This is a genomic window from Uliginosibacterium paludis, assembly GCF_039631355.1.
Lineage (GTDB): Bacteria > Pseudomonadota > Gammaproteobacteria > Burkholderiales > Rhodocyclaceae > Uliginosibacterium > Uliginosibacterium paludis.
Genome location: NZ_JBDIVF010000001.1, coordinates 734522 through 758069 on the forward strand (window position 1 = coordinate 734522; position 23548 = coordinate 758069).

At 65.1% G+C, this 23548-nt stretch carries 22 protein-coding genes; 11 read left to right on the forward strand and 11 right to left on the reverse strand.

Features of this window, described 5'->3' with window-relative positions; translation table 11 throughout:
- Positions 1–948 carry a ubiquinol oxidase subunit II gene (gene cyoA, locus ABDB87_RS03550; RefSeq protein ID WP_345924173.1) on the reverse strand — a complete coding sequence of 316 codons (948 nt, stop codon included), beginning with the start codon at positions 946–948 and terminating at the stop codon, positions 1–3.
- Positions 949–1723: 775 nt separating this feature from the next.
- Between cyoA and ABDB87_RS03555 the strand changes: the two genes are divergently transcribed.
- The 3 genes from ABDB87_RS03555 (at position 1724) to ABDB87_RS03565 (ending at position 4466) form a co-directional block, all read left to right on the forward strand.
- The gene (locus ABDB87_RS03555; RefSeq protein ID WP_345924175.1) at positions 1724–2392 is read left to right on the forward strand and encodes a DUF3011 domain-containing protein; all 669 of its coding nucleotides are present in this window, start codon (positions 1724–1726) and stop codon (positions 2390–2392) included.
- A gap of 72 nt (positions 2393–2464) precedes the next feature.
- A complete protein-coding gene (locus tag ABDB87_RS03560) occupies positions 2465–3076 on the forward strand; it encodes an HD domain-containing protein (protein WP_345924177.1) in 612 nt (203 codons plus the stop codon).
- 100 nt (positions 3077–3176) lie between these two features.
- Entirely contained in the window at positions 3177–4466 is a 1290-nt protein-coding gene (locus ABDB87_RS03565; protein ID WP_345924178.1) for an MFS transporter, read from the forward strand.
- Positions 4467–4475: 9 nt separating this feature from the next.
- Here ABDB87_RS03565 and ABDB87_RS03570 read toward each other — a convergent pair whose 3' ends face one another.
- Positions 4476–5417 (reverse strand): AraC family transcriptional regulator, encoded by a 942-nt coding sequence (locus ABDB87_RS03570; protein WP_345924179.1) that lies wholly within the window; start codon positions 5415–5417, stop codon positions 4476–4478.
- A 186-nt stretch (positions 5418–5603) separates the two neighbouring features.
- Between ABDB87_RS03570 and ABDB87_RS03575 the strand changes: the two genes are divergently transcribed.
- Positions 5604–6665, forward strand: a complete 1062-nt coding sequence (locus ABDB87_RS03575; protein ID WP_345924180.1) for an aldo/keto reductase — start codon at positions 5604–5606, stop codon at positions 6663–6665.
- A gap of 45 nt (positions 6666–6710) precedes the next feature.
- Here the strand turns inward: ABDB87_RS03575 and adhE are convergent, their stop codons facing one another.
- Together adhE and ABDB87_RS03585 are read right to left on the reverse strand one after the other, a co-directional pair.
- Positions 6711–9308: a bifunctional acetaldehyde-CoA/alcohol dehydrogenase gene (gene adhE / locus ABDB87_RS03580; protein ID WP_345924181.1), complete on the reverse strand. Its 2598-nt coding sequence runs from the start codon at positions 9306–9308 to the stop codon at positions 6711–6713.
- Between the two features lie 110 nt (positions 9309–9418).
- Positions 9419–10891 carry a mannitol dehydrogenase family protein gene (locus tag ABDB87_RS03585; protein ID WP_345924183.1) on the reverse strand — a complete coding sequence of 491 codons (1473 nt, stop codon included), beginning with the start codon at positions 10889–10891 and terminating at the stop codon, positions 9419–9421.
- A 176-nt stretch (positions 10892–11067) separates the two neighbouring features.
- On the opposite strand from ABDB87_RS03585, the gene manD reads away from it, so the two are divergent.
- The 5 genes from manD (at position 11068) to ABDB87_RS03610 (ending at position 15958) form a co-directional block, all read left to right on the forward strand.
- Positions 11068–12273, forward strand: coding sequence for a D-mannonate dehydratase ManD (manD, locus tag ABDB87_RS03590; RefSeq protein WP_345924185.1), 1206 nt, complete (start codon positions 11068–11070; stop codon positions 12271–12273).
- Positions 12274–12408: 135 nt separating this feature from the next.
- Positions 12409–13395, forward strand: coding sequence for a C4-dicarboxylate TRAP transporter substrate-binding protein (locus tag ABDB87_RS03595; RefSeq protein ID WP_345924187.1), 987 nt, complete (start codon positions 12409–12411; stop codon positions 13393–13395).
- A 10-nt stretch (positions 13396–13405) separates the two neighbouring features.
- Entirely contained in the window at positions 13406–13897 is a 492-nt protein-coding gene (locus tag ABDB87_RS03600; protein WP_345924189.1) for a TRAP transporter small permease, read from the forward strand.
- Entirely contained in the window at positions 13894–15180 is a 1287-nt protein-coding gene (locus ABDB87_RS03605) for a TRAP transporter large permease (RefSeq protein WP_345924191.1), read from the forward strand. Before ABDB87_RS03600 ends, ABDB87_RS03605 begins: the two co-directional genes overlap by 4 nt.
- 85 nt (positions 15181–15265) lie before the next feature.
- Positions 15266–15958 carry a GntR family transcriptional regulator gene (locus ABDB87_RS03610; protein WP_345924192.1) on the forward strand — a complete coding sequence of 231 codons (693 nt, stop codon included), beginning with the start codon at positions 15266–15268 and terminating at the stop codon, positions 15956–15958.
- A 4-nt stretch (positions 15959–15962) separates the two neighbouring features.
- Here ABDB87_RS03610 and ABDB87_RS03615 read toward each other — a convergent pair whose 3' ends face one another.
- The 7 genes from ABDB87_RS03615 to rsmI all read right to left on the reverse strand — a co-directional run bounded on the left by ABDB87_RS03615 (position 15963) and on the right by rsmI (position 22722).
- Complete coding sequence (locus ABDB87_RS03615) at positions 15963–16676, reverse strand: aspartate/glutamate racemase family protein (protein WP_345924193.1); 714 nt, start codon at positions 16674–16676, stop codon at positions 15963–15965.
- Between the two features lie 3 nt (positions 16677–16679).
- Complete coding sequence (locus ABDB87_RS03620) at positions 16680–17414, reverse strand: GntR family transcriptional regulator (RefSeq protein ID WP_345924194.1); 735 nt, start codon at positions 17412–17414, stop codon at positions 16680–16682.
- Complete coding sequence (locus tag ABDB87_RS03625; RefSeq protein ID WP_345924195.1) at positions 17411–18289, reverse strand: ABC transporter permease; 879 nt, start codon at positions 18287–18289, stop codon at positions 17411–17413. The genes ABDB87_RS03620 and ABDB87_RS03625 overlap by 4 nt, the downstream gene beginning before the upstream one ends.
- The gene (locus ABDB87_RS03630) at positions 18289–19209 is read right to left on the reverse strand and encodes an ABC transporter permease (protein WP_345924196.1); all 921 of its coding nucleotides are present in this window, start codon (positions 19207–19209) and stop codon (positions 18289–18291) included. The genes ABDB87_RS03625 and ABDB87_RS03630 overlap by 1 nt, the downstream gene beginning before the upstream one ends.
- A 71-nt stretch (positions 19210–19280) precedes the next feature.
- Positions 19281–20585 (reverse strand): ABC transporter substrate-binding protein, encoded by a 1305-nt coding sequence (locus ABDB87_RS03635; RefSeq protein ID WP_345924197.1) that lies wholly within the window; start codon positions 20583–20585, stop codon positions 19281–19283.
- A gap of 53 nt (positions 20586–20638) precedes the next feature.
- The gene (locus ABDB87_RS03640) at positions 20639–21631 is read right to left on the reverse strand and encodes an ABC transporter ATP-binding protein (protein ID WP_345924198.1); all 993 of its coding nucleotides are present in this window, start codon (positions 21629–21631) and stop codon (positions 20639–20641) included.
- A gap of 224 nt (positions 21632–21855) precedes the next feature.
- Entirely contained in the window at positions 21856–22722 is an 867-nt protein-coding gene (rsmI, locus tag ABDB87_RS03645) for a 16S rRNA (cytidine(1402)-2'-O)-methyltransferase (protein WP_345924199.1), read from the reverse strand.
- On the opposite strand from rsmI, the gene ABDB87_RS03650 reads away from it, so the two are divergent.
- Both ABDB87_RS03650 and ABDB87_RS03655 read left to right on the forward strand, forming a co-directional pair.
- On the forward strand, positions 22721–23161 hold the full coding sequence (locus ABDB87_RS03650; protein WP_345924200.1) for a YraN family protein: 441 nt from the start codon (positions 22721–22723) through the stop codon (positions 23159–23161). The two genes, rsmI and ABDB87_RS03650, sit on opposite strands and share 2 nt — an antisense overlap.
- Positions 23161–23541, forward strand: coding sequence for an HIRAN domain-containing protein (locus tag ABDB87_RS03655; RefSeq protein ID WP_345924201.1), 381 nt, complete (start codon positions 23161–23163; stop codon positions 23539–23541). Before ABDB87_RS03650 ends, ABDB87_RS03655 begins: the two co-directional genes overlap by 1 nt.
- The last annotated feature ends 7 nt before the right edge of the window (positions 23542–23548 follow it).

Below are 23548 nucleotides of genomic sequence, written 5' to 3' on the forward strand. Positions count from 1 at the left end.
TCAGTGCTCCTTGACCAGCGTGAGCGAGGGCGGCGTTTCACACAGGATCCGCGTCAGCTCGGCAAGCTTGATTTCTTCATCGGTGGCCGCCATCGACTGGCGACCGGCCATGTACTTGTGCAGCACGGCGTCAAACAGGCGCGGCTCGCCCAGCGTGTAAAAGGCAGGCGGATTCGCTTCGCTCGGTGCCGCCAGCGCCAGATAGGCCTGCGCATCGAGCTTCGTGCCGGTCTCGCGGGCCTTCTTGACCCAGGCCTCGAACTCGGCCGAAGTCGGCGTGGCAATCGCGTTGAACTTCATGCCGGAAAAGCCTGCGCCGCTGTAGTTGGCCGAAATCCCCTTGTAGGTACCCGGCTCGTTGGCCACCAGATGCAGCTTGGTTTCCATGCCAGCCATGGCGTAGATCTGGCCGCCCAGTTGCGGGATGAAGAAGGAGTTCATCGCCGCATCGGAGGTGATCCGGAAATTCACCGGCACATCCTTCGGGAAGGCGATTTCATTGACCGTCGCGATGCCCAGATCCGGATAGATGAACAGCCACTTCCAGTTCATCGCCACCACCTGCACATTGATCGGCGGCTTGTCCGAGTCCAGCGGACGATAGGGATCGAGCTTGTGAGTGGTCTTCCAGGTCACCACCGCCAGCGCGGCCACGATGAGGACCGGAATGATCCAGACCACTGCCTCGATGCGGTTCGAGTGGGCCCACTTCGGCCGGTACTCGGCCTCGGTGTTGCTCGCGCGGTATTTCCACGCGAACACCAGCGTCATCACGATGACGGGAATCACCACCAGCAGCATCAGCAGCGTGGCGGTGATGATCAGGGACTTCTCGTCCGCCGCGACCTGGCCCTTCGGATCAAGGATTCCTCCCTGACAGCCCGAAAGCAGGACAAGCAGCAGCGGCAAGAGCCCCCGCAAACGGGAGGTGCTATCGCTTTTCATCATGCGGGATCTTCGATTGAAAAACCGGTGTCGCTCCTGCGGCAAGGCGGACAGGGCAGCCGGCGCTGCGCAGGAGGCAAGACGTCGCGACACGCTCGCGCGACGGGAATGACTGTGGGGGCACTGCAAAAACTCCGCTGGAAGGCTAGCCCGGCGGCCTCGCGGTAGTCAGGTCCATCCTGCTCCGCCGGCTCTTGTAGGGATGCGGGCCACCGCGGCGGCCCCGCCTTTAGCAGGCGTAAACCCTTACGGCAACTCGACAGCCCGAAGGTATCGGACGACACATTACAAAACAGTTTCCACCGAACAACAAGCACTTTGTTGATTCGCATCAAGCCAAAAGCCACCCGGAACTGGCGCCAGACAAGGACAGCGCCACCTGTTTCTGCTAGCCAAAACAGTCACTTGCGAAAAACCATCTTGTTGAAAATGCTTTTTGCGCAAAGCCTTCTGCAAGCTTGGTGACAGCTTCACCGCCACGCACCCCGGGCCTCGCGTCCGCCAGCTCCGCGAAAATGCCAACGGCATACCCCTGAAGGGCTGCTGAGCACAGGCATCCGGCAAGGGCAGCCCGGCATCGATGCCGCGTCGCGCGGGACTGTTTCAGTCAGTCAAATCAGGCACTTCGAAACAGTTATCCGGCGAGTGGCTGGCTATGCTGGGGCCTGTCATTCACCGACGCCCGCCCCGCTCCCGAGCAGTCCCGCGCACCGACGGACGTCTTCGCCATCCCGGGCCGAGCCCCGCCAGACGGCCCGCCCTCGTCAAGGAGAACCCCATGTCCCGCTACACCACCCGCATCCTCGTCAGCACCCTCGCCTTCACGCTCGCCGCAGCCCCCTTCCAGGGCGCTTTCGCGGCCGAGCAGACCATCAGCTGCAACAGCCGCGGACACGACTACACCTACTGCCAGGTCGATACCGCCAATCATGTCGAGCTGGTGAAGAAGAACTCCTGGTCCGATTGCGAGCAGGGTCGCTCCTGGGGCTATGACGAGCATGGCGTCTGGGTCGATCGGGGCTGCTCGGCCGATTTCCGCGTCGGCCAGGAAGACCAGCACAAGAACAATCACCCGCGCACCAAGGCCATCGCCATCGGCGCCGCGGTGCTGGGAGCCGCCGCACTGGGCGCGATGCTGCTGAGCAAGCATTCGCAGGACCAGTCCGGCAATGAAAGCACCCAGACACTCGCCCTGCCCGAAGGCAGCTTCAGCGGTTATGACCGCATGGAGCGCACCCCGGTCGACTTCACCGTGGACGGCACGGGGCATGTGCGCGGCCATGCCGGCTCACGGAGCTTCGAAGGCCAGGTCACGACCGACTCGCTGCAGCTCGGCCGTCACAGCTTCAGCATCAGCCCGAACGGCAATGGTTTCGAGGCAGCCGACCTGCAGAACCCGGCACACCATGTGAGCTTCAGTCCGGCACGTGGCGGCTACGCCGACTGAGCCGGCCTGCACGCGACAATTCCGCCCGGATCGGGTTAGGCTCAGCCCTCCTCCCGATCTGACGGAGCCCGGATGCCCGCTTTCGAAACCAGCTGGACGACCGCCTGGACCGCCCTTGGCGCGCAGGGCGACGGCCTTGCCGAATACCGCGCCCTGCTCACCCGCTACGCCGAGCCGCATCGCGCCTACCATACCCGCCAGCACCTGGCCGAGTGCCTCGCGCTCTTCGAGCAGTACCGGTCTCTCGCGCAGCAGCCGGCCGAAGTCTGTCTGGCACTCTGGTATCACGACGCGATCTACGACATTCCCGCGTCCGACAACGAGGAGCGCAGTGCCGCCCTGGCTGCCACGGAACTCGCCGCCGCCGGTGTGCCGGCCAATGCGGTGGCACGCATCCGCGAGCTGATCCTGGCGACCCGGCATGCCGCTGCGCCTGCCGGCCCCGACGCCGCGCTGCTGGTCGACATCGACCTCGCCATCCTCGGCGCGGACCCGGCCCGCTTCGCCGAATACGAAGCGCAGATCCGCCGCGAATACCAGGCGGTGCCGGAGGCGCTTTTCCGCAGCAAGCGCCGTGAGATCCTGCAGACCTTCCTCGATCGCCCGCAGCTCTTCTGCTGCCCGGCGCTGGCCGCCCGCTTCGAAGACGCCGCGCGCGCCAACCTCCGCCGGGCTCTCGCCTGAGCCCTCGCGCCGCGCCGGATTTTTGCGGCATGATTCAGGCCTCGCCCCCTTACCTGCCCGGCGCACGGCGCGCAGACCGTTCCGCCCCAAGGAGACTCTCATGCAGGCCATTGCCCTGTGGACGCGCAAGCGCCTGGACGGCCGCTTCCATTACGCCTGGATCGCGATCGCGCTGACCTTTCTCGTGATGCTGATCACCGCCGGCACGCGCGCCACGCCCAGCGTGATGATGGTGGCGCTCGAGCGTGACTTCGGCTGGGACCGCGCCACGATCTCGCTCGCGCTCTCGATCAACCTCGCCCTCTTCGGCCTGATGGGGCCTTTTGCCGCCGCAGCCATGGAGCGCTTCGGCCTGCGCCGCACGGTGCTGGTGGCGCTGAGCATTCTCGGTGCGGCAGTCGGTGCGTCCGCGCTGATGCAAAGCAGTTTCCAGATGACCCTGCTGTGGGGCTTCATCGTGGGCTGCGCGACCGGTGCGACCGCGATGACGCTGGGCGCGACCGTCGTCTCGCGCTGGTTCAAGGAACGGCGCGGGCTCGCGATGGGCATCCTCACCGCCAGCACCGCCACCGGCCAGCTGGTCTTCCTGCCGCTGCTGGCCAGCATCGTCGAAAGCCAGGGCTGGCAACCGGTCGTGCTGACGGTGGCCACGGGCATTGCAGTGGTGCTGGCACTGGCCTTCCTGTTCCTGCCCGAGCGCCCGGCCGAGCTGGGTCTGCCGCTCTATGGCGAGCCGGCCGACGCCCCGCTCACGCCCCGCGAACCGCATCGCAACCCGATCCGGATGGCTTTCAGCACGCTGGCCCGCGCGGTGAAAGTACGCGATTTCTGGCTGCTCTTCTTCAGCTTCTTCGTCTGCGGCGCGAGCACCAACGGCTACATCGGCACCCACTTCATCGCGATGTGCGGCGACTACGGCCTGGACCCGGTCAAGGGCGCCTCCATCCTCGCCGCGATGGGCGTGCTGGATCTCTTCGGCACCACCTTTTCCGGCTGGCTGTCGGACCGCTTCAACAACCGCGTGCTGCTGTTCTGGTACTACGGCCTGCGCGGCCTGGCGCTGATCTACCTGCCCTGGGCTTTCGGCCTCTCCTACTTCGGCCTGCCGGTGTTCGCGCTCTTCTACGGACTGGACTGGGTGGCCACCGTGCCGCCGACGGTGCGGCTCGCCAATGACGTGTTCGGCCCGCGCGAAGCGCCGATCGTGTTCGGCTGGGTCGTGGCCGGCCATCAACTGGGTGCGGCCTTCGCCGCGCTGCTGGGCGGCGTGCTGCGCAACAGCCTGGGCACCTACACCGTCGCGACCATGATTTCCGGCGCGCTGTGCCTCGTGGCCGCCGTCATGGTGCTGCGGATCAACCGGCCGCGGCCCGCTCTGGCCAGCGCCTGAGCGCGGCCGTCAGCCCGCCTCGGCCGGCGTCTGGCTGCGCTCTGCCGCCGGAGCCCGGCCGAACAGGCGGCGGTATTCACGGCTGAACTGCGATGCGCTCTCGTAGCCGACGCGATGCGCGGTCGCGCCCACCTCCAGACCTTCCGCCAGCATCAGGCGCCGCGCTTCCTGCAGGCGCAGCTGTTTCTGGAACTGCAGTGGTGTCATCGCGGTGACCGCCTTGAAGTGGTGATGCAGCGACGAGTTGCTCATGTGCACACTGCGTGCCAGGGCTTCGATGCGCAGCGGCTGGTGGTAGTGCTCGCGCAGATGGCTGATCGCGCGGGCGATGCGATGGGTCTGGCTGTCCTGCTGCACGAGCTGGCGCAGCGATTCGCCATGCTCGCCGATCAGCAGGCGGTAGAAAATCTCGCGCCGGATCAGCGGCGCCAGCACCGGCACATGCTGCGGCGTGTCGAGCAGTGCAAGCAGGCGCAGCACCGCATCGAGCAGCTCGTGATCGAGCCGGCTCACCCGGATGCCGCGAAGCGCGGCGGACTCCCGCGCAGCCCCCGGCCCCAGCGCCGGGATCAGTTCGCTGATGACGCCGGCATCCAGCTCCAGGCGCAGCCCGAGATACGGGCAGGCCGTTGTCGCCTCGGTCACGCCCGCCAGCACCGGCAGATGAACGGAGGAGACCAGATAATGGAACGGGTCGTAGGCATGCCGCTCGCCGCCCGCCAGCAGCGTCTTGGCGCCCTGCGCGATCAGCCCGAAGGCGGGTTGCTGCAGCACATGGCGCGCCGCGTGAGCCGTCGTGAGGCGGCTCAGGAAAAGCCCCGGCACCGGAGTTTCGAGCGAGCCCTCGACAGCGCCGGCATGGCGCTCAAGCAGGCTCAGCAGCTTTGCCCGCTGCGCCGCAGTGGGCGCCTCAAGGCCCGCTGGCAGGCGGCTTTCGGCTGACGTTTTCATCGCAGGACTCCCTCGATCCGGAGCGGAAAAGCATACACGCCGGCGAACATCCGGCCCCTTGTAAATCACGCGTCTTTGCAGGATCGTGCATGCCTCTTGCAGGATCGTGCGTGGCTCGCAGCCGACGGCCTGTTCATACTTCAGTCATCGCAGCGCTTCCCGCGCTGCGCAGATCAGGAGAGCAGGATGCGTTACAGGAAATTCGGCAACACCGGGCTGTTCGTGTCGGAAATGTGTCTGGGCACGATGACCTTCGGCGGCGAGGGCGCCATGGGCGGCCAGATCACCTGGAGCCAGATCGGCAGCCTGCAGCAGGATGAAGTCGACCGCATGATGGCCCGCGCGCTCGAGGCCGGCATCAACTTCATCGACACCGCCGACGTGTATTCCGCCGGCCAGTCGGAGCGGCTCACCGGCCAGGCGCTGAAGAATCTCGGCGTGGCGCGGGAAGACGTGGTGGTGGCCACCAAGGTCTTCGGCGAATCCGGCACGCGTGGCGTGAATTCACGCGGCATGTCGCGCTACCACATCATTGATTCGCTCAAGGCGAGCCTTGGCCGGCTGCAGCTCGACCATGTCGACCTTTACCAGATCCACGGCTTCGACCCGGCCACGCCGATGGAAGAAGCCCTGCGGGCGCTCGATGATCTCGTCCGCCAGGGGCATGTGCGCTACATCGGCGTCTCGAACTGGGCGGCCTGGCAGATCATGAAAGCCCTGGGCATTTCCGAGCGCCTCGGGCTGGCGCGCTTCGAATCCCTGCAGGCCTACTACACGATTGCCGGGCGTGATCTCGAGCGCGAGATCGCACCGATGCTGAGCAGCGAAAAAGTCGGTCTGATGGTCTGGAGCCCGCTCGCCGGCGGTCTGCTCTCTGGCAAATACTCCCGCGATGGCGGCGGCGAAGCCGGCGCGCGGCGCATGACATTCGATTTTCCGGTGGTCGACAAACCACGCGCCTTCGACTGCATCGACGCGATGCGTCCGATCGCGGCCGCGCATGGCGTGTCGGTCGCGCAGATCGCGCTGGCCTGGCTGCTGCACCAGCGCGTGGTCAGCAGCGTGATCATCGGCGCCAAACGCATCGATCAGCTCGACGACAATCTCGCCGCCTGCGCCGTGCGCCTCTCGGCCGAAGAGCTCGCCACGCTGGACGCGGTGAGCGCCCTGCCCGCCGAATACCCGGGCTGGATGCTCGCCCGCCAGGGCGGCTACCGGCGCCAGCAGCTCGCCGACGCCGGCAGCTGAGCGTGCCACCGCAGCGCAGGGCTTCCCGCGCTGCGGCCGCTGCGCTCACAGCGCTTCTTCGTAAGCGCGGCCGTAGTAGCTGTCGAGCAGCAGCTGGCGAAGCTCCGAGATCAGCGGGAAGCGCGGGTTGGCGCCGGTGCACTGGTCATCAAAAGCCTGCTCGGCCAGGGTGTCGACCGCGGCGAGGAAATCCGCCTCGGCCACGCCCGCTGCCTGGATCGAGGGCGGAATGCCCAGCTCGGCCTTGAGCCCGTCCACCCAGGCAATCAGCCGTGCCACGCGCTCGTCATCCGTGCTGCCGCCGAGCCCGAGGTGCTTGGCAATCGCGGCGTAGCGGCACTTGGCCTGCGGCCGGTCGTACTGGCTGAAGGCCGTCTGCTTGGTCGGAATGTCGCAGGCGTTGTAGCGAATCACATTGCTGATCAGCAGCGCGTTGGCCAGGCCGTGCGCGAGATGAAACTCGGCGCCCAGCTTGTGAGCCATCGAGTGACAGACGCCGAGGAAGGCGTTGGCAAACGAGATGCCCGCCAGCGTGGCCGCGCTATGCACTTCCTCGCGCGCCTTCTGGTTCTTCGCGCCTTCGCGCCAGGCCGCCGGCAGATAGTCTTTGAGCAGGCGCAGCGCCTGCAGCGCGGAAGGATCGGAGAATTCGCTCGCCATGACGGATACATAAGCTTCGAGTGCATGCGTGACCGCATCGATGCCACCGAAGGCGGTCAGGCTCTTCGGCAGGTTCATGACCAGATTGGCGTCCACGATGGCGATGTGCGGCGTGAGCTCGTAGTCGGCAATCGGATACTTCACGCCGGTCTTCTCGTCGGTCACCACCGCGAAAGGCGTCACTTCAGAGCCGGTGCCGGAGGTGGTCGGCACGGCGACCAGCATGGCCTTGCTGCCCATTTTCGGGAAGGTGTAGATGCGCTTGCGGATGTCCATGAAGCGCAGCGCGAGTTCCTCGAAATGCACATCCGGATGCTCATACATCACCCACATGATCTTCGCCGCATCCATCGGCGAGCCGCCGCCGATGGCGATGATCACGTCCGGCTGGAAGGCATGCAGCACATGGGCGCCGCGACGCACGATCTCCAGCGTCGGGTCCGCCTGCACCTCGTAGAAGATTTCCACCGCCATGCCCTGCTGCTTGAGGATGCGGATCGCTTCCTCGCAGGCGCCGCTGTTGTAGAGATAGGTGTCGGTCACGATGGCCGCGCGCTTGCGGCCAGCCAGGTCACCGAGGGCCACCGGCAGCGAACCGCGGCGGAAGTAGATGGACTTCGGCAGCTTGTGCCAGAGCATGTTCTCGGCCCTCTTGGCGACGGTTTTCCTGTTGATCAGATGCTGCGGCCCGACGTTCTCCGAAATCGAGTTGCCGCCCCAGGAGCCGCAGCCCAGCGTGAGCGAAGGCGCCAGCTTGAAGTTGTAGAGATCCCCGATGCCGCCGTGCGATGAGGGCGTGTTGATCAGGATGCGCGCGGTCTTCATGCGCTCGCCGAAGCGGTGGATACGCTCGCCCTGCTGATCCTGGTCGGTATAGAGCACCGAGGTGTGGCCGATGCCGCCCAGCGCCACCAGCGCCTCGGCCTTGCCCACCGCGTCGGCGAAGTCCTTCGCGCGATACATGGCCAGCGTGGGCGAGAGCTTTTCATGGGCAAAGGCTTCTTCCAGCCCCAGCGAGCTGACTTCGGCAATCAGCACCTTGGTGTGCGCCGCCACCTTCACGCCGGCCATCTCCGCAATCTTCAGCGCCGACTGACCGACGATGTCGGCATTCAGATGCCCCTCCACCAGCAGCACCTTGCGCACCGCATCGGCCTCCTTGCGGCCCAGTACATGCGCGCCGACCTTCGCGAAACGCTCCTTGACGGCGTCATACACCGCATCGACCACGATGACCGATTGCTCGGAGGCGCACACCACGCCGTTATCGAAGGTCTTGGACATCAGGATGGAGGCCACCGCGCGCTTGATGTCGGCGGTTTCGTCGATCACCACCGGCGTGTTGCCGGCGCCCACACCGATCGCAGGCTTGCCTGAGGAGTACGCGGCCCGCACCATCGCTGGCCCGCCGGTGGCGAGGATCAGCGAGATGTCGGGGTGATGCATCAGGGCATTGGAGAGTTCCACGCCGGGCTCGTCGATCCAGCCGATGATGCCGGCCGGCGCGCCGGCGGCCACCGCTGCGTCCAGCACGATGCGCGCGGCCTCGCAGGTGGCACGCTTGGCTCTCGGATGCGGGCTGAAGATGATGCCGTTGCGTGTCTTGAGCGCGATCAGGGCCTTGAAGATCGCGGTGGAGGTGGGATTGGTGGTCGGCACGATGCCGCAGAGGATGCCCACCGGCTCGGCAATCGTGATGATGCTGTCTTCTTCGGACAGGATGCCGCAGGTCTTTTCGTCGCGGTACTTGTTGTAGATGTACTCGGAGGCGAAGTGGTTCTTGACCACCTTGTCTTCCAGCACGCCCATGCCGGTTTCGGCCACCGCGAGCCGCGCCAGCGGAATCCGCGCATCGGCGGCAGCGAGGGCGGCCGAGCGGAAGATCCGGTCAACCTCCGCCTGCGTGAATTGCGCAAAAGCCTGCTGGGCAAGCTTGACCCGGGCGACGAGCTCGTCGAGCTCCTTGATGTTCGTCACAGCCATGACTGACTCCTTGAAGTGGTAAATCGATCCGGTAATCCTTCCGGGCCATGGGCTTCGAGGGATTGCCGCATCGCCCCGGCACACGGCCGGGGACCACATCTGGAATGCACTCAGCGGAAACGGGCCAGCGCCTCGCGGGCCCCTTGTCTTGACAATAGTTCGAGATTTTGACCAATCAACTGACGAAGATCAGTCCGGGCCGAGAGCGCCGCCGGAAAGATCTCTGCCACGCCCAGCAAGGCCTCCATCAGCCGGGCGTTGTCGCCCTCGCTCGCGTCGGCCAGCGCGGTCAGACGCGCCGCCATCGGATCGGCGATCTCATAGCGCTCGCCCGCATCCGTCCGCCGCAGCAGAAAGCGCATCCAGGCCGCCACGGCCAGGATCGCGCCCCCGCAAGGCAGGCCCGCGGCCAGACGCTCGCTGATCACGCCCAGCAGGCGGGGCGGCAGCTTGAGGCTGCCATCGGATGCGATCTGCATCGTGCGGTGCTTGAGGTTCGGATTGGCATAGCGGGTGAGCAGCTGATCTCGGTAGGCCAGGCGGTCGAAGTCGGCCGGCACGGTCAGCGTCGGCGCGATCTCATGCGTCATCATGTGATGGATCAGGCGGTGCATGTCGGGGTCGGCAATCGCAGCATCCACCGTCTCGAAGCCCGCCAGCACGCCCAGATAGGCCATCGTGGAGTGCGTTCCGTTGAGCATGCGCAGCTTGGCGAGCTCATAGGGAATCACGTCATCCACGAGCATCGCGCCGGCCTTCTCCCAGGCCGGGCGGCCGAGCGGAAAATCATCCTCGATCACCCACTGACGGAAGGCCTCGCCCGGCACCGGCCAGGCATCGAACACGCCGGTCATGGCTGCCACCCGCTCGCGCGTGTCATCGGTGGTGGCCGGCACGATGCGGTCGACCATGGTGCTCGGGAAATGCACGCTGGAGGCGATCCACTCGCCCAGCTCGGGGTCGAGTGCTGTCGCGAACTGCAGCACCACCTTGCGCAGGATCGTGCCGTTGTGCGCGAGGTTGTCGCACGACAGCACGGTGAAGGGGTTCGTGCGCCGCTGCCGCAGTGCGGCGACCAGATAGCCCGGCACGCTCTTCGGCTGATCCGGATGCGCCAGGTCGTGCACGATGAAGGGGTGCGCGAAATCCAGGCCGCCGGTGCGGGCGTCGTAGCAATAGCCTTTTTCGGTGACCGTGAGCGACACGATGCGCACGCGCGGATCACACATCTGCGCGATCACCTCCGACTGCTGACGGGGCGCGACCAGCACACGCCGGATCGAGCGGACCACGCGGGCCTGCAGCCCGTCGCGGTCACTGGTGAGCACGGTATAGAGATTGTCCTGGGCGGCGAGCGCGTCCTGCATGGCGGGCTCGTCCAGCACCGTCACGCCGCAGATGCCCCAATCGCCGCCGGCGGCCAGCATGGCCTCTTCCGTATAGATCGCCTGATGGGCGCGGTGGAAGTTGCCCAGACCCAGGTGAACGATGCCGATGGCGGGCTCGGCAAGCGGCGCCTCCGGCAGGAAAGACTGCAAGCGGGGCAGCTGCGAGGCATCGAGACGGGGAAGGAGGGAGTTCATCGCACAGACCTTTCTTGAGAAGTGATGAGAGCCGGCCGAGGTAGGTACAAACCCCAGTAACCATACTAATATATTAGTATCGTATCATGCGTCCAACGACAGGCACATGGGCTCACCGCCTGATGTACCCGAGGGATTTCCCGTAGCTGCTCACTCAAAGCGAAAGCCGAACCGCCATGAAAATCACCCATGCCGAAGTCATTCTCACCTGCCCCGGCAGAAACTTCGTCACCCTCAAGATCACCACCGACCAGGGCGTGCATGGCCTGGGCGACGCCACGCTCAATGGCCGTGAGCTTTCCGTGGCCAGCTATCTGAAGGATCACGTCTGCCCGCTGCTGATCGGCCGCGATCCGCGCCGGATCGAAGACACCTGGCAATACCTCTACAAGGGTGCCTACTGGCGCCGCGGCCCGGTCACGATGTCGGCCATCGGCGCGGTCGACATGGCGCTGTGGGACATCGCCGGCAAGATGGCCAACATGCCGCTCTATCAATTGCTGGGCGGCGCCTCCCGCGAACACGTGATGGTCTACAGCCACGCCACCGGCCGCGACATCCCGGAAACGCTGGATGCGTTCGCGAAATATCAGGCCAAGGGCTTCAAGGCGATCCGCGCGCAATGCGGCGTGCCGGGCATGAAGTCGGTGTATGGCGTGTCCAAGGGCGGCGCGTATGAGCCCGCCACCAAGGGCTGGCCGGAAGAGCAGTCCTGGTCGACCGAGAAGTATCTCGATTTCGCGCCCAAACTCTTTGAAGCGATCCGCGACAAGTTCGGCTTCGACACCCACCTGCTGCACGACGTGCATCACCGCCTGACGCCGATCGAAGCCGCGCGCCTGGGCAAGTCGATCGAGGATTACCGTCTGTTCTGGATGGAAGACCCGACCCCGGCCGAGAATCAGGAAGCCTTCCGCCTGATCCGCCAGCACACCGTCACCCCGATCGCGGTGGGCGAGGTGTTCAACAGCATCTGGGATTGCAAGCAGCTCATCGAAGAGCAGCTGATCGACTACATCCGCACCACCATCACCCATGCCGGCGGCATTTCGCACATGCGCCGCATTGCGGATTTTGCCGCGATGTACCAGGTGCGCACCGGCAGCCACGGGCCGTCTGACCTCTCGCCGGTATGCATGGGCGCGGCCCTGCACTTCGACCTGTGGGCGCCGAACTTCGGCATGCAGGAATACATGGGCTACCACGCCGAAACCATGGACGTCTTCCAGTGCGCCTGGAGCTTCCATGACGGTTTCATGCACCCGGGCGACGCGCCGGGCCTCGGCGTGGAAATAGACGAGAAGCTCGCCGCGAAATATCCCTACGAACCCGCCTACCTGCCGGTCGCGCGCCTCGAGGACGGCACGCTCTGGAACTGGTAAGGCCCGAACCGCCACCGGGCGGGCAGCCTGCTGCCCATGCCCCGCACATGAATCAAACAGGGACCACCCTGAACTCCCGGCACCGCGCCACACCGGCAGCGGCGCCGGATCCGAAGTCTGAAAAAGGAGGAGCACATGAAGAGAACCCTGATCGCATCCGGCCTGCTGGCCATCGCGGCAGCCCTGATCCCGTCACTGGCCCAGGCAGCCAGCCCGGCCTACACGCTGAATGTCAGCTCCTCGCTGACCGTCGACGACCCGATGTTCAAGGGGCTCAACCAGTTCAAGGAACAGGTCGAAGCCCGATCCGGTGGCCGCATCGCTGTGAAGCTGTTCCCCAGCTCGCAGCTCGGTCCGGATGAGGACGTACTGGAGCAGGCGCGCTCCGGTGCCGGCGTGGCCGTGCTCGTGGATGGCGGTCGTCTCGCGCCGTTCGTGAAGGAGTTCGGCATCCTTGGCGCGCCCTATGTCGTCGACAGCTACGACGAGATGCGCAAGCTGGTGACCTCACCGCTGCTGGAAACCTGGAACCAGAAGCTGCGCGCCGCCTCCGGTCACCAGATCCTGTCCTTCAACTGGTATCAGGGCGAGCGTCACCTGCTGACCATGAAGCCGGTCAGCAAACCCGCCGACCTCGCCGGCGTGCGCATGCGTACACCGGGCGCGCCGGTCTGGCTGGAAACCGTGCGCGGACTGGGTGCCACCCCCACGCCCATGCCCTGGGCCGAGGTGTATTCCGCCCTGCAGATGCAGGCCATCGATGCGGCCGAAGCCCAGCACCCTGCCACTTACGGCTCGCGCCTGTTCGAAGTCATCAAGCATGTGACGAAAACGCATCACATCTACCTGATCACCGGACTGGTCGGCTCGAAGGCCTGGTTCGACAAGCTGCCGGCCGACCTGCAAACCATCGTGCGCGAGGAGTCCCTGAAAGCCGGCGACACCGCATCGAAAGCCACCAACGACTCGCTGGCGAACTACGAGAAGCTGATGCGCGAAAAAGGCGTGAAGATCACCGAGGTGGACGTGGCGCCCTTCGTGGCCTCGACGGCGGCGGTGTACGACAAGCTGGGCTATGGCGAACTGCGCAAGCAGGTCAACGCCACGCTGGGCAAGAAGTAAGGAGCCCGCCATGGCCAGTTTCCTGTTCAAGCTTGAAGAGCGCCTGGCCATGGCGTTCTTCGCCGGCACGTCGATCTTCGTGCTGATCGGCGCCGCCACCCGCACCGCCGGCTCACCGGTGATCTGGGCGGTCGACCTCGCCCAGCTGAGCTTCGTCTGGGCCTGCGTGCTGGGGGCCGATCTCGCGATGAAGAAGGGCCAGCACATCGAGATCGACATCCTGGTGCGCTATTTCCCGGACAAGGTCCGCCAAGTGATCGCCACCGTCTGGCAGATCGCCATCGCAGCCTTCCTCGCGATGCTCGTGTGGTATGGCATCGGCCTTACCACGATGAATGTCGAACGCGAGCTCGGCGACGTCGGCATCAGCTACAGCTGGGTCACCGGCGCGATTCCGGTGGGCTGCTTCCTGATGCTCTGCACCACCCTCACCCGCCTGTGGCAGGCCTTCACTGGCCGCGCGGCGCTCACCCTGCAAGGCACTGACGGGAAAGTGATATGACCGGCATCCTCACCCTGCTCTTCCTCTTCCTGATGTTCATGGGAATGCCGGTGGCATTCGCCATCGGCATCTCGGCCGTGATGTTCTATCTCTTCGGCCCGGTGCCTGCCAACATCGCCATCCAGAAGATCGCCACCTCCACGCAGTCCTTCCCGCTGCTGGCCGTTCCCCTCTTCGTGTTCGCTGGCCATCTGATGAACGAGTCCGGCATCACCAGCCGGCTGATCTCGCTCTCGACAGTGCTTACCGGCTGGATCCGCGGGGGCCTGGCGCAGGTCGCGATCATGCTCAGTGCGCTGATGGGCGGGGTGTCCGGCTCCGCCGTGGCAGACGCCGCAATGGAAGCCCGCATCCTCGGCCCGGCCATGCTGGAGCGCGGCTACACCCGCGGTTATGCCAGCGCGGTGATTTCGGTCGGCTCGCTGATTACCGCCACGATTCCGCCCAGCATCGGCCTGATCCTCTACGGCTTCATGGGCAATGTATCGATCGGCCGACTCTTCGTGGGCGGCATCGTGCCGGGCGTTCTGATGACCATCGTGCTGATGGGCACCGCCTACCTGATCGCCCGCAAGCGTGGCTATGAGGCCGAAATGGCGCATTTTCCTTCGCTGAAGCTGATCGCTTCGCGCACCTGGGAATGCAAGTGGGCGCTGATGTTCCCCATCCTGCTGATCGTGGGCATCCGCTACGGCATCTTCACGCCTTCGGAAGCGGGCGCCTTCGCCGTCGCCTATGCGATCTTCGTCGGCCTCTTCGTGTTCCGCGAGCTCACCATCGCGAAGCTGCTCGATGCGCTGCGCCACAGCGTGTCCGACGTTGGCATGATCATGCTGATCATCATGCTCTCGTCGATGATCGGCTACATGATCACGCTGGAATCCGTGCCGCAGAGCGCAGCCGAGTTCCTGGTCGGCATTACCAGCAACAAGATCGCGCTGATGCTGCTGCTGATTTCGCTGATCATCGCGCTGGGCATGTTCCTGGAGTCCACCGTGATCGTGCTGCTGCTCACGCCGATCCTGATGCCCATCATCCGCGCGGTCGGCATCGATCCGGTGCACTTCGGTCTGGTCATGATGACCTGCGTCACCCTGGGCGGCATGACGCCACCTGTCGGTGTGGCGATGTTCACCGTGTGCGGCATGCTCAAGTGTCCGATGGACGAGTACACGCTCGAAGCCCTGCCGCTGCTTCTCGCCGTGATTGCGCTGGTAACACTGATGATCGTGTGGCCGACCAGCGTGCTTTATCTGCCCAATCTGGTGTTCGGCGCGGGCTGAGCCGTCTTGCCGGGTCTGCTGCGGCAGGCCCGGCAGCTTTGCGGGATAATCACCGGCAACTCTCCATCGTCTCCGGCCCACGCCCATGCTTCCTGCCGATCTGCTCACGCTCAGCACGAACGAACCCGTCAATCTGCAGATCTACCATGCGCTGCGGCAGGCGATCGTCAACTGCACGCTGCTGCCGGGGCAGTCGATCTCCGACAAGGAGATTTCCGAGCACTTCGGCGTGTCACGCCAGCCCGTGCGTGACGCCTTCATCAAGCTCGCCGGTGCAGGGCTGATCCAGATCCTGCCGCAGCGCGGCACCTTCGTCATGAAGATCTCGCCCAAGCGCGTGCTCAACGGGCGCTTCATCCGCGAAGCGGTCGAAGTCGCCGTGGTCACGCGCGCGGCGGCCGCCATCAGCGAAGACGATCTGATCAACCTCTCGGCCAATCTGGATCAGCAGGAACTCGCGGCCCGGCGCAAGGACACGGCCCGCTTTCTGTCGCTGGACGAGGAATTCCACACCGCCATCTCGCGCAGCATCGACTGCATCGAAGCCTGGGAGATGATCGAGGACATCAAGGCCCACATGGACCGGGTGCGCTACCTGAGCCTGGGCGAGATCTCGCCGCTGGATCTCCTCATCACGCAGCACCGCGCGATTTTCGAAGGCCTGAAATCCCACGATCCGGAACGAACGGCCGACGCGATGCGCGCCCATCTGCGCGAGATCAACCTCTCCTTCGACCCGGTACGCGAACGCAACCCCGACTGGTTCGAAGCCGAATAGGCGTTCAGCCCAGGCGCGCCATCAGTTCCGGTGACAGGCCGGTGTAGCGCGTGCCGTCCGGCCCCCAGCCCTTCGCCGGAGCGAGCGCCTGCAGTGCGCGGGCGGCGGCCGAGACATTGTCGATCACCGCAAAGGGCAGGCGTGCGGCGAGAGATTCGCCCATGCCTGCCAGCGCGGCGCCGCCAATGACAATCGCATCCGCCTCCGTCTCGGTCTGCGCCTCGCGCGCGGCCGCCTCCAGCTTCAGCAGCGCCTGATCCGGATCGGCCAGCAGCTCACCGCCGGACTCCTTCAGCACCTTCAGCCCGCACAGGTGATCCAGCAAGCCGGCGGAAGCGGCGAGGCGACGCAGGATGGGTTCCCAGCGCTCGCCGCCGGTCACGATGGCGAAACGCCCCGCCTGCGCGGCTTCGCGCATCGCGGCGTCTGCGAGGCCGACGACCGGGCAGCCCGCCAGCTCGCGCAGTGCTTCAAGGCCGGGGTCGCCGAAGCAGCCCACCAGGATGGCGTCATATCCGGCCGGCTGCGTGCTCCAGGCGTCCAGTACGGCATGCGCGGCGATCGCATAGGCCGCTTCAGAGGCGATATAGGCTCCGCCAAAGCGTGCCGTGACGGTATCGATCTGCCAGGCCTCACCCAGCATGGGCTGCAGGTGCTCATGCAGCATGGTGGTGACCTGCGCGCTGGTATTCGGGTTGATGATCAGCAAACGGGGCATGACTCAGTGCGAACGGAACAGGGTTTCGATGTCCGGTGCCTCATCGGCCGGTTGCTCGAACGCGATGCCGGCCAGCAGATGGGCCAGATGCTTCTTCATGAGGCGGCCGGCCAGGCGAGCGTCACGCTCGCGGATGGCGCCCACCAGCCCGGCATGCTCATCGCATCCGCAGCCCCCGTCATGCGGATGGGCGGCGCCGCGCCGGCCCGGTTTCTGGCCGAAGGTCATCAGGATCAGCGAGGTGCGGGACACGAGTTCGCGCAGGATCTTGGCCAGCGTCGCATTACCCGAGCCCTCCGCGATCAGCAGATGGAATTCGCCCGAGAGGCGGATCGCTGCGCGGCGGTCGCCCGCCTCGTTGGCCGCTTCTTCGTCATGCAGCGAGCGGATCAGGGCGTCGAGCGCCGCATCGTCCGCCTGCTGGACGAAGGCTTCGATCAGTGGCGGCTCGATCAGCATGCGGGCGCCGAAGACTTCCTGTGCGTCCTGCGGTGTCGGGCTCGCCACGGTGGCGCCGCGGTTGTGCTCCAGCACGATGACCTGCTCGGCCGCCAGCCGCACCAGCACCTGACGGATGCGCGTCCGCGACACGCCGAAAGCCCGTCCGAGCTTCTCCTCGGCCAGCCGCGTGCCGGGCGGCAGGCGGTGATCGAGCACCGCACCGACGATGCGGTCATAGATGTCGGCATCGGTGAGGCTGCTCTCTTCGCCGGAGAAGCCGGCCAGCGGTGCATTCATCGGCCGGCTCCGCTGCGGCGCCGGCCCAGTGCAGCCAGCCCGAGCGCCAGCGACACGACCAGAATGGAGACCAGCGTGGTCACCGTGCCCAGGGCGTAGATCACCGGCGTGGTCACCGTGGTGGTCAGCCCCTGCAGCTCGAGCGGCAGGGTGTTGAGATCCCCGATGGCCTGCGAGGAGCGCGCGATCTCGTCCCACGAGAGGGTGAAACCGAACATCGCCACGCCCACCACCGAAGGCCCGATCAGGGGCATCACGACATGACGCAGCGTCTGCCAGGGCGTGGCGCCGAGGTCGCGCGCGGCTTCCTCGTAGGCGGCATTGAAGCGATTGAAGACGGCAAACATGATCAGGAGACCGAAAGGCAGCGTCCAGGTCAGCTGGGCGCCAAGGGCCGAAGTATAGAGCCCCATGCTGGTGTTGAAATTCTCGGCCGTGCCGGCCCAGCCGGCCCACTCGAAGAACTGGCGCAGCGCACCGTCAAGCAGGCGGAATGACAGACCGATACCGAGCGACACGATGATGGAGGGCATGATCAGGCTCGCCACCGTGACGTAGAACAGCGCCCCGCCACCGCGCAGGTTCTTGCGGAAGGCCAGCGCGGCACTGACGGCGAGCAGCACCGTGAAGGCGGTGACCAGCACGCCGAGCTTGAAGGAACGCATCAGTGCCGCGCCGATGTCGATCACTCCGATGCCTTCGAACAGCACATGAAACCAGTGCAGCGACAGCCCATTGAGGGGGAAGGTGAGCCCGCCCTCCGGTCCCTGGAAGCTCAGCACGAAGATCGTGAGCGTGGGCCCGTAGAGAAAGAGCAGGAACAGCGCGAAGAAAGCGGCCAGGCACCAGAAGGCCGGCGTGCGGCGTTCGTTCATCACAGCTCCTTCCGGATATCGACCAGCCGGGTCAGGCCCCAGATGATCATCAGTACGACCGCCAGCAGGATCACCGCATTGGCCGCGGCGAGCGGAAACTGCAGATAGCTCGTCTGCACCTGGATGATCTTGCCGACCGAGGCGATCTGCTGACCGCCCATGACGCCGATGGTCACGAAATCCCCCATCACGATGGTGATCACGAAGATCGAGCCGATGATGATGCCGGTGCGCGAGAGCGGAATGATCACGTTCCAGAGGATCTGCCAGCCGCTGGCGCCGGCATCGAGCGCGGCTTCGATCAGCGAGCGGTCGATGCGCATCATCGAGTTGAAGATGGGCACGATCATGAACACGGTGAAGAGGTGCACGAAGGCCAGCACCACCGAAAAAGGCGAATAGAGCAACCACTCGACGGGCTGCGACACGATGCCCAGATGCATCAGTGCGTCATTGACCAGCCCGTTGCGCCCGAGCAGCGGCATCCAGGAGATCATGCGGATGACATTCGAGGTCCAGAACGGGATTGTGCACAGCACGAAGAGCAGCGTCTGCATGGCCGTGCTGCGTACGTGAAAGGCCACGAAATAGGCCACGGTGAAGCCGATGAGCAGCGTGAAGAACCAGGCGAGGAAGCTGAATTTGAGCGTCGAGAGATAGGTCTTGAAGGTGACGCACATCTCCGCGGTATTGCTGCAGCCCTCGAAGATGGACATGTAATTCTTGCCGGTGAAGGCGGGGATCATTTCGTACTCGGTGGCATCCCAGAAACTTACCGCCACGATCAATGCCAGTGGAATGATGAAGAAGAGCAGGAAGACCAGCGAATAGGGCGTGGCCTGCGCCCAGCCTGGCATGCCGTGCGTGCGCCATCTGGCGCGCATCGGGCTGGCAGAGGGAGTCATGAAGCTGTTGGCCATCTCGGTTTCCGGCAGGGATCGATCAATGAAGCACCCGGCCACGGCCGGGCGCTTCGCTACTCAGTTGAAGCTCAGGCCGCGACGAACTCGTTCCACTTGCGAACCATGTACTCGTTCTCGTCCATCACCGCGTTCCAGCAGGCAATGCCGCCCATGCGCTGCTCGTAGGAGCCGCCATCGCGCACCGCACCGGCCTTGGCCAGTAGTTCGCCGTTGGGCGCCTTGATGTCCTTCGCGGCAGGCTTGCCTTCCATCCAGTAGGCCCACTCGTAGGCTTCCATCCTGGCCTTGGCCGTGTCGAGCACCGCGCTGTAGTAGCCCTGGCGATTGAGGTAGGCACCGGCCCAGCCATCGAGGAACCAGTTGATGAACTCATAGACCGCATCCGCCTTCTTGCCCTTGACGCTCTTCGGCACGCCGAAACCGGCAGCCCAGGCGCGATAGCCTTCCTTGAGCGGCTGGAAATTGCAGGCGATGCCCTTGGTGCGCACGGCCGTCACGGCCGGCGACCACATCGACTGGATCACCACTTCGCCGGACGCCATCAGGTTCACGCTCTCGTTGAAGTCCTTCCACAGCGCGCGGAACTGGCCGGCTTTCTTCGCTTCGATCAGGGTCTTGATCGTGAGGTCGATCTCCGCGCGGGTCATGTTGCCCTTGTCGGCATACTTGTGAAGGCCCATTGCCTCCACCACCATTGCCGCATCCATGATGCCGATCGAGGGGATGTTCAGGATGGCGGCCTTGCCCTTGAACTCGGGGTTCAGCAACTCCTTCCAGGAGTCGATCGGGCGCTTGATCAGATCCGGCCGGATGCCCAGCGTGTCGGCGTTGTAGACGGTCGGGATCAGCGTCATCCACTCGGTGGGCGTGGCCGAAAATTTCTTCGAGGCCGGGCCTTCGAGGAACATCACTTTCTTGGGCGCCGTGCCCTGGTCGCCCACCTTCTTGCCTGCGATCTCGCCCTTGGTGAAAAGCGGCGTGATCCTGTCGGCATTCTTGATGCGCTTGGCATCAATCGCGAGCAGATTGCCGGTCGGCATGATCTTCTTCAGCGAGAAGTACTCGGTGTCGATCAGGTCGAAACTGTTCGGCGCGGTCACCGCGCGCTTGGTCACTTCATCGGTGGTGACCGGGATGTACTGGATCTCGATGCCGGTGTCGGCCTTGAATTTTTCCGCGATCGCCTTGTCCTGGTTCACCGCGGTCCCCAGGTAGCGCAGGACCAGTTTTTCCTGGGCATGAATGGCCGGAAACACCCCGGCCGCCAGAATGCCTGCGGTGCCCTTGAGCAGCAGACGCCGGGTGGGGCTGACCCCTTCGTTCGCTTCGGGAGCCTGGTCTTGCCCGGCCCGGCCGGATTCATTCTTCGCCATCGTCATCTCCATTCGGAACTGCACTGAAAGAGCCGGTCTGACCGGCAGAAAAATCAGGCCAGCGCGTGAACGTCAGTGCTCACCCAGTTGGCATGAACCTGGTCACCCGGTTGCCAGGGCGCGGCAAAGAACTCGCGCTCGGGCACCATCACGGAAAACTCGCTGATCGCGTCATGCGCCAGTTCGACCAGCACATAGGTCCCCTGGTATTCCACCGCCGCGACCTGCGCCCTTACGCATTCGCTGCCAACCAGAGGCTCGCGCGTCAGCTGCATGCGGTCGGCACGCACGGAAATCCGCTGCGCTCCCAGAGTCAGCACGTTGTGCCCACCCATGAAGCGGGCCACGAACTCGGTGGCCGGCGCGTTGAACAACTGGTGCGGCGTAGCCACCTGCTCGATGCGACCGGCATTCATGACCACCACCTGATCGGCCAGCGCCATGGCCTCCTCCTGCGAGTGCGTCACATGCACGAAGGTGAAACCAAGCTCGCTTTGCCAGCGCTTGAGTTCGGCACGCATGCGGATGCGCAGGAAGGGGTCCAGCGCGGAGAGCGGCTCGTCGAGCAGCAGCACGCGCGGCTCGGTGATCAGCGCGCGGGCCAGCGCCACGCGCTGCTGCTGACCACCGGAGAGCTCGGAAGGTTTTCGCGATGCGTATGGCCCCATCGCCACGCGCTCCAGAAGCGCCTGCGCGCGGCTGTGCCGGGCCTGCCTGTCGACGCCCTTCATCTTGAGACTGAAGGCCACATTGTCGAGCACCGACAGATGCGGAAAGAGCGCGTAACTCTGGAACATCATTGCAGTGCCCCGCTCGGCGGCCGGCAGTTCGGTGATGTTGCGGTCACCCAGCAGGATGTCGCCATCACTGGCGCTTTCATGCCCGGCAATCATTCTCAGGGTGGAGGTCTTGCCACAGCCCGACGGCCCCAGCAGGCAGCAGTAGCTGCCGGAAGGAATCGTCAGGTTGATCGCATCGACGGCAGTGACCTTGCCGTAACACTTGCTGAGCTTGATGAGTTCGAGTTGGGATGCCTTGTTGTCCATGATCGCCCTTTCATGACAACACCTAGCACTTCACATGCCAGAAAAATGGCGAGAGAAAAATCCATTACAAAACAAGGCAATGCAAAAACATCCGGCCATTTTTTGCATACAATCCAGAAACGGAATGCACGCAATCCGGGCAAAAGGCACTGTGGCGGCACATGCGGCATCCGCAACGCTGCCTCACCCGAAAAGTGATGCGCAGGACCAGGCCGCGAGGGAACTCAGCCCTTGAGTTTCAGGGCTTCTTCGTAGAGGGCGTTCTTCGGCAGACCGGTGATGTCCGCCGCAAGGCGAGCGGCCGTCTTGAGCGGCAACTCGGCCAGCAGCAGCCGGAGGATGCGTCCGGCTTCCGGCGGCAGGCCCTCGGCCCGCGGGGCAGGCCCGACCAGCAGCACGAATTCGCCGCGCTGCCGGTTGGCATCTTCCGCGAGCCAGCTGCGGGCCTCCGCCAGCGGCATGCGGGCGATCTGCTCGAAAAGCTTGGTGAGCTCGCGCGCAAACACGATTTCACGGGCCGGCTCGAGCGTAGCGACAAGATCCTCGACAGTCTCCAGCACGCGATGCGGCGCCTCGTAGAACACCAGCGTGGCATCAACGCTGCGGAGTGCGTCGAGTGCCGCGCGCCGGGCTGCGGACTTCGGCGGCAGGAATCCATGAAAATGAAAATGCGCCGCAGTCAGGCCGGAGGCCGACAGGGCCGTAATGGCCGCACAGGCCCCGGGCACCGGCACGACGACATGCCCGGCTTCCTGCACGCGGGCCACCAGTCGCGCGCCGGGGTCCGACACGGCCGGCGTGCCCGCATCGGTAATCAGCGCCACATGCTGCCCGGCCTCCAGCATCGCGATGATGCGCGTCGCGCCCTCCTGCTCGTTGTGTTCGTGCAGCGCAAGCATCTTGGCGCTGATGCCATGAGCATCAAGCAGTTTCACGCTGTGCCGGGTGTCTTCGGCCGCAATCACGTTGACCGCGGCCAACACGGACAATGCCCGCAAGGTGATGTCCTGACGGTTGCCGAGCGGAGTCGCCACAACATACAGCGCTGGAGAAGCATGGAGCGGATTGTCGTCGGACAGGAGAGAGGCCATGAGCAGCTTGAGCGAGGGAGTCGCGTGGGTCAGGAAGGCGTTCGATTGTCTGCTGCACGGACAGCCACCGCAAGTGGCGCCCACGCGTGGAGCCCGCGCCGAAATGCTCGCCGAGCGGGAGTTGCGCACCCACGGCGCGCGCATCCTGGCACGCAACGCCCGCTATCGGGGCGGCGAGATCGACCTGATCGCCGAACATGAGGGCTGCATCGCTTTCGTCGAAGTCCGTCTGCGCAGCCGCACCGACTACGGTGGAGCCGCTGCCAGCATCACCATCGCCAAGCAGCGGCGGATCGTGCTGGCCGCGCGCCACTGGCTCCGGGATGCGGGCCAGATGCACCGCCACAAGCCCTGCCGCTTCGACGCCATGCTCTACGACAGCCTGGACGAGAATCACGTCGAATGGCTTCGCTCCGCCTTCGACGCGCGCACGAGCTGATGCGCTTCGCCAGGCGCCTCCTGCCCTGCCTGCTCGTGCTGAGCAGTGCCAGCCTGCCGGCCGCGCGCATGATCATCCAGCGCAGCCCGCTGGCCGGCTTCACCCACCACGCAGCCCCGGAAGTCTGGGCCCGGCTGAGCGAAGGGGACCGGGTCGAGCTGGCGCTGGACAGCAGGAATCCGCATGACAGCCAGGCCGTACAGGTGCATTGGCAAGGCCGGCTGCTGGGCTACCTGCCACGGCAGGACAACGGCGCCCTCGCTCGCGCCCTGCATCAGGGCCTGCCGCTGGAGGCCCGGATCAGCCGCCTGCGCCCGCATCCCGACCCGCGGCAGCGCATCGAGATCGAGGTCAGCGCACTCGCCGCGCATGGCGGTTGACCCTGAG